At 59.3% G+C, this 2,435-nt stretch carries 1 protein-coding gene and 2 pseudogenes; 2 read left to right on the forward strand and 1 reads right to left on the reverse strand.

The features are described from left to right. Positions 1-103: pseudogene (locus ABVQ20_RS40365) on the forward strand (IS5/IS1182 family transposase); the annotation flags it as partial. A 3-nt stretch (positions 104-106) separates the two neighbouring features. Here ABVQ20_RS40365 and ABVQ20_RS40370 read toward each other — a convergent pair. Continuing rightward, positions 107-1,366 carry an ATP-grasp domain-containing protein gene (locus tag ABVQ20_RS40370; RefSeq protein ID WP_354465421.1) on the reverse strand — a complete coding sequence of 420 codons (1,260 nt, stop codon included), beginning with the start codon at positions 1,364-1,366 and terminating at the stop codon, positions 107-109. Between the two features lie 157 nt (positions 1,367-1,523). Here ABVQ20_RS40370 and ABVQ20_RS40375 point away from each other — a divergent pair. Further along, a pseudogene (locus ABVQ20_RS40375) lies at positions 1,524-2,337 on the forward strand (IS4 family transposase); the annotation flags it as partial. Between the last annotated feature and the right edge of the window lie 98 nt (positions 2,338-2,435).

Below are 2,435 nucleotides of genomic sequence, written 5' to 3' on the forward strand. Positions count from 1 at the left end.
GCGCCGCCTCGTGCGCGACTACGAGCAGCGCATCGACGTCTCTCAAGCCATGATCCTCGTCGCCATGGGCGGCAATCTCGTCCGAAGAAATGCTCATCCGTGAATTTCAAAACGGACTCTTAGGGGGCGCTGATTGCTCCTGTTCGCCAAGGGCCGGAAGTGGCGTGATCGACCAACTAATTAAGTCGACGGCATGCTGAAGTATCGCCTTGGTCTGAGCTGGACTGGCTGAAGCGGCGATGACACATCCGATCGAGTCTAGCCAATCGCCTTTCCTGACGATCGGTGTCTTGGGTTCAACATGCAATCTGACCTCGGCGACACCTGGTACAGCAGCCGCCCGACTGTCGCCATCGATCCAATCGAGGATGCCATCGCGATCAGGAACCAGGAGCCGCATGGCCGCAGTTTGCGAATGCCTTCTGCGCAAATCCCATTCCTCGCCGATGACAAGCTTGATGTGCTCGGTGACGAGATCGATACCGCAAGCCAGCTGGACCAGGTCAGGATCCCCGCCCGAAAGACGTGGATTGACTTCGATGACGACTGGGCCACGCTTCGTCCACCGGAGTTCGATGTTCGTTGGCCCCCAGGCAAGGCCGAGAGCTCGCAAACAGCTCAGCGAAACATCAACGATACGTTTATGCTCGTCATCAGTCAGCGGGGCCGGATGGGTGTACTCACGAAAGACGAAATGCGGTGGGGGGCCGAACTCAGCGGCACCAATCGCAATGACTTCATTTCCCATTATGTTAGCGCCGTAGTACGGGCCTTGTGCGAATTCTTCGACCAGTATCCTCGGCGAAGACCGCCATATGTGCTTCCCGTCCAACAGATAGGTCGTATGTTCGGTTAACTCATCGATGTTGCGGCACAATCGGACACCGCTGCTGCCGGTACCCACGGCTGGCTTGAGAACCACCGGCAGGCCGATCTCTGCGGCGGAGCCTTCTACGTCTGTCGCATTCGCTGCCAAGCGATAAGCAGGTATTGGAACGCCGGCCTCGGCGAGGAGCTGACGTTGAATGAATTTGTCGCAGCATCGTTCGATGGATGCGGGGTTCGGTCCCGGCAGATTGAAATGCCTGCAGAGCTTGCCAACTGTCGCATAGAACGGCTCCCAGGCACTTGTAATGCCAACGATGTCATAGCTCGCCTGCAGCTGGGAACATTCGCGGATCAGCGCATCGAGATCGTTTATATCGACACGGATTGCCTCAAGCCTTTCCGCCGCAAGATAGTCGTACTGAGCTGGATCGGCCGACAGGGTAACTGGTGTAAGGTCAAGACGCTGGGCCGCTTGGACGAATCGCGAACCAATACCCCTTGTACTGCCTTCGAGCAGGATGAGCGCTCTTCTTGCCATTGGCGTCGACCTCCGTTGCGTGCTGTGCGGCAGGCTGAGCGTTAACAGCTATCAGCTTTTATTCGTCCCTGACCTCAGCCTTTGTGGTGAAGGTACCATGGTCAGCGATCTGCGCTCGCAAAGATTCTGTAAAGTTATTTGAAGGATCTGTTGCAACTATGCGCAGTTGAGCGGTGCTGACGGTCTGCGCGGGCCTGGCGGGCGGCTGGAACGCCAACTGCCAGCATCATTATCATCTGGGCAGCGACCTGCTGAGCCGTTCGACCCTGTCGGATGCCAACCGGCGCCGGCCTGTCGCCGTGTTCGCCGAGACCTTCGACCTTATCGCCAATCAGCTCGACCGGCACGCGCGCCGCGAAGGCATGGCCATGTTGCGGCTGATCGATTCCACGCCCATCCCGCTCGGCAAGGCCTGCGGCTGGGCCAAGTCGAACGGCCGCATCCGCGGCATGAAACTGCGTGTCGTCTATGATCCCAACAGCGACTGCCCGCGCATCCTCGACATCACCGACGCCAATGTCAACGAACGCCGAGATCGGCCGCACGCTCGCCATCGAGACCGGCCCCACCTACGTCTTCGACAAGGGATATTGCCATTGCGGCGGCTGGTGGACGGCGATCGCCGGCGCCAAAGCCTTCTTCGTCACACGCCCCAAATCCAACATGGGGCTCAAGGTGCTCGGCGAGCGCGGCCTTGAGATAACGCAGGGCGACGGCTTCACCGTTCTCGACGACGCCCACGTCAGCCTTGCCAGCAAATCCAACTGCAAGCTGCCCATTGCCTTGCGGCGCCTGACTGTGCAGCGCCACGATGGCGACACCATTTGTTGACCAATGATCTCAAGCGACCGGCCGTCGAGATCGCCGCCCTTTACAAAGGTCGCTGGCAGATCGAACCGTTGTTCCGCTGGATCAAGCAGCACCTCAAGATTCGCAAGTTCCTCGGCGCCAACGACCGTGATCGCCGTCTTTCTCCAGATGGCGCGCTCGATCGGCCTGCGCGAGGAGCCCGACCAACTGGTCAGCGGTATCTACGATCTCCGGCAGGCGACCGTAGTCATTTGACGTC

Source organism: Mesorhizobium shangrilense (assembly GCF_040537815.1).
Classification (GTDB): domain Bacteria; phylum Pseudomonadota; class Alphaproteobacteria; order Rhizobiales; family Rhizobiaceae; genus Mesorhizobium; species Mesorhizobium shangrilense.